Source organism: Dyella silvatica (assembly GCF_026283955.1).
Taxonomy (GTDB): Bacteria; Pseudomonadota; Gammaproteobacteria; order Xanthomonadales; family Rhodanobacteraceae; genus Dyella_C; species Dyella_C silvatica.
The window spans coordinates 1-3875 of the sequence record NZ_JAPDPE010000204.1; the positions used below are offsets into that span (position 1 = coordinate 1).

At 59.8% G+C, this 3875-nt stretch carries 4 protein-coding genes; 3 read left to right on the forward strand and 1 reads right to left on the reverse strand.

The window, feature by feature from the left end; genetic code table 11:
* Nucleotides 1-1236: hypothetical protein (locus tag OUZ52_RS22450; RefSeq protein ID WP_266160829.1), on the forward strand; the 1236-nt coding region annotated here is incomplete at its 5' end.
* A gap of 32 nt (nt 1237-1268) precedes the next feature.
* Here OUZ52_RS22450 and OUZ52_RS22455 read toward each other — a convergent pair.
* A complete protein-coding gene (locus OUZ52_RS22455; RefSeq protein ID WP_266160830.1) occupies nt 1269-1751 on the reverse strand; it encodes a glutathione peroxidase in 483 nt (160 codons plus the stop codon).
* A gap of 88 nt (nt 1752-1839) precedes the next feature.
* Between OUZ52_RS22455 and OUZ52_RS22460 the strand changes: the two genes are divergently transcribed.
* Nucleotides 1840-2850 (forward strand): methionine ABC transporter ATP-binding protein, encoded by a 1011-nt coding sequence (locus OUZ52_RS22460; RefSeq protein WP_266160832.1) that lies wholly within the window; start codon nt 1840-1842, stop codon nt 2848-2850.
* Entirely contained in the window at nt 2847-3557 is a 711-nt protein-coding gene (locus OUZ52_RS22465) for a methionine ABC transporter permease (protein ID WP_266160831.1), read from the forward strand. Before OUZ52_RS22460 ends, OUZ52_RS22465 begins: the two co-directional genes overlap by 4 nt.
* Nucleotides 3558-3875 lie beyond the last annotated feature (318 nt).

Genomic DNA, 3875 nt, shown 5'->3' on the forward strand with positions numbered 1-3875 from the left:
GCATTTTTTCACGCGCTCAAATCTCAACCCAATGATTTAGCTCGCAGCATTTACATAAGCAAGCATGCGTCGCAGCTATCGGTTCCAGACCAGTACATTGCCATGCAGTTACTTGCCGGCGCGGAAAACGAACTGGGCCTGTACAACGAAGCCCTTCGCGATTTTCCGCTGGCCCCACACGTGTCGGAAAATGCCGTGTTGCCGCTTGGCACCGAATGGCACACGGCCGACGCCGTGGATGTCATCACCCGGCTGGCCGCCAAACATCGCATCGTGCTGATCAACGAAGCTCACCATGATGCGCATACGCGCCTGCTGACCCTCGCCCTGCTACCGCGCTTACGCGCGCTCGGCTTCACCCATTTCGCGGCCGAGGCACTCAGCGAAGGAGACCCTGGGCTGATGCAACGCGGCTACCCTATCGCCAACAGCGGCACTGAATACCTGCACGAACCGCTGTATGGCGAAATCATCCGTACCGCCATCCGTCTGGGCTTTGTCATCGTGCCCTACGACTCCAACGCCGACTCGGTACCGGAGCGAGAGGCCGAACAAGCGGATCATCTCTATCAAAAAATCTTCGCCAAAGATCCCAACGCCCGGGTCTTTGTCCACACCGGCTATGCCCATGTCGATAAAGCCAAGGGGCGTTTAGGCGACGCTATGCCCATGGCCATGCATTTGCAGCAAGCGAGTGGTTTCGAGCCGCTGTCCATTGATCAAACCAATTTTCGCGACGTCGATTCAGAAAATGAAGCGGATGCCTATCACCGGCTGATCGCAGCCTTTCATCCGCAGCTTCCGTCCGTTTTGCTCAACAACGGTGACCAGCATGCGTGGAGTATTGATCCGGACAGGTTTGATGTCAGTGTCATCCTGCCCCTTGAGGTCAACCGCGCCGACAGTTCGGATATCTACAAAGCCCCGTGGATGTCCTTTGGCCTGGAGGGCATTGCCGTAAAACAAGTCCCGCATGCAGAGCCGCGCCCCCACTGGCTTAGCTTGAATGGACAACGCCACCCACTACCGATCGATACGGCTCTTTGCGCCAAAACAACCCCATGTGTGATTGAAGCTCACTATGCAGCCGAACCGGATGAGGCCACCGCGGCTGACCGCTATCTGTTCGTGCAGGGCGGCGCCAGAAACACGCTTTACCTTTTCCCAGGGCAATACCGTCTACGCGCCTGGGGCGTGAACGGCCAGACCCTGGGGGAGAAATCCGTCGAGCTTTGAAGAGCCGGTGCCCTGCTTGGGCACCGATGCACTCAGCCCAGCCGGCTGGCGAGATCCTTGCCGATTTTCTCTGGCGTATCGGTGGGTGCGTAGCGCTTGACCACCTGCCCCTCGGCGTCGACCAGAAACTTGGTGAAGTTCCACTTGATGGCTTCGCTACCGAGGATGCCCTTGCCCTCTTTCTTCAGCCATTGATAAAGCGGGTGGGCATGCTCGCCGTTGACCTCGATCTTGGCGAACAGGGGAAAACTGACGTCATAGCTGGTTGAGCAGAAATTCTTGATCTCGGCCTCGTCGCCTGGCTCTTGATGACCGAACTGGTCGCAAGGAAAACCGAGTATCGCCAGCCCCTGCCCGCCACGCTCGCGCCACAGCGCCTCTAGCCCGGTGTATTGCGGGGTAAATCCGCACTTGGATGCCACATTGACGATAAGCAGGGTCTTGCCCCGCCATTCGTCGAGGGAGCGTTCGTTACCTTCGATATCGCGCACGCTGAAATCGTAGACCGTAGTCATGGCTCAAAGCCCCGCTGTGGATGATCGGCGAAGTTTAGCGCCGTACTGACATAGAATGGGCGCTCCGAGCATGAGCCCAAGGCCCGTCGTGATCCGTTTCGTCGATGTCCACAAGTCCTACCGCGTCGATGGCAAGGATATTCCCGCGCTGCATCCCTTCAGCCTCGACATCACCGACGGCGAGGTGTTCGGCATCATCGGCCATTCCGGTGCCGGTAAATCGACGCTTATACGGCTTATCAACCTGCTGGAACGGCCCAGTGGCGGGCGCATTCTTCTTGGCGACACCGAGCTGACCGCACTCCCCGAAGCCGAGTTGCGCGAACAGCGCCGCCACATCGGCATGATTTTTCAGCATTTCAACTTGCTATCTTCACAAACCGTGGCCGACAACGTCGCCTTTCCGCTGCGCCTGGCCGGGCAACGCGACACGACGGCCATCCGTGGCCGCGTCGACGAATTGCTGGCGCGGGTGGGCCTGACCGAGCATGCCGATAAATACCCATCGCAACTTTCCGGCGGCCAGAAGCAACGCGTCGGCATTGCCCGCGCCCTGGCCAACCGGCCATCGATTCTGCTGTGCGATGAAGCGACCAGCGCCCTCGACCCGCAAACCACCGCCTCGGTGCTGGAGCTACTTGCTGAAATCAACCGCGAACTAAAACTGACCATCGTGTTGATCACCCACGAAATGGACGTTGTGCGCCGAGTCTGCGACCGCGTCGCGGTACTGGATGCCGGCCGCATCGTCGAACACGGCGCCGTCGCCGATGTCTTCCTACACCCGCAGCACCCCACTACCCGGCGCTTCGTCAATGAAGCACTGCCCGAAGAAGTGGCCGGCGAACAATCGCTGTATCAACACGTGCCAGGCCGGATTCTGCGCTTATCGTTCCGCGGCGAGGCGACCTGGTCACCGACACTCGGCCGAGTCACCCGCGAAACAGGGGTGGATTTCAACATACTCGCTGGCCGCGTCGACCGTATCAAAGACCTGCCCTACGGCCAACTCACCCTGGCCATGCACGGCAGCGGCGTCGATGCCGCCCTGGTCGCCCTGCGCGCAGCAGGTATCGAAGTAGAGGAACTGGCCCGATGAGCATCGTCTCCCTGCACACCGCGGCATCCGCCGCCACACTGCTGCCCTTGTTTCCGGACATCGAAGACTGGAGCGAACTGGCCCAGGCCTGCCTCGACACCTTGTTGATGCTCGGCGGATCGCTGGTACTCACCGTACTTTTCGGTTTGCCGCTGGGTGTCTTGCTTTACCTCACCGGCAAGGGCCAGTTGCGCGCCATGCCCAAGCTTTATGGCGTACTTTCCCTCGCGGTGAATATTCTGCGCTCACCGCCCTTCATCATTTTGATGATTGTGCTGCTGCCGCTGACCTCCCTGCTGGTCGGTACCAAGCTGGGGATTCGCGGGGCGATTCCTCCGCTGGTCATCGGTGCGGTGCCTTTTTTTGCACGACTGGTGGAAACCGCATTCCGCGAAGTGGAGCACGGTGTTATCGAAGCCAGTCAGGCGATGGGCGCCACCACCTGGCAAATCGTTCGCCACGTTTTGCTGCCCGAGGCGCGGGTCGGCATCTGGGCCAGCGTTACGGTGACCGCGATCGCGCTGGTCGGCTATACCGCCATGGGCGGGGCTATCGGCGCGGGCGGCCTGGGTGACCTCGCTTATCGTTATGGTTATCTCAGCAATAAGCCTGACTACATGATTGTCACGGTGTTGCTGTTGATTGTGTTGGTGCAGATTCTGCAGGTGATTGGGGATCGGATCGTGGCGTATTACGGGCGTCGTTGATCGGGGTTGATGGGGGCTTTTCTCGCTATCGCTCTTGCTGGTCTTTCGCTTTGGGTTATGGGTGATGGTGTGGCGAGATTGTCGCCTGCGGCGGGGTTTCGAACTCCTGCCGGAGCCCGAGTCACTTTTCTTTGCATGGCCAAAGAAAAGTAACCCAAAGAAAGGCCATCCCCGCTTGTCGCCCTTCGGGTGCGTGAGGGCTGGCCGGGCTTTTCGACAGGGCTCCTGCCCTGGCGAAAAGGCATGGGCGTCCCTGCCCATGCCCCTGCGGGCCTTCTCGTCCAGCCCTCACCGACGCACAGGGGCCCCGAAGGTCAA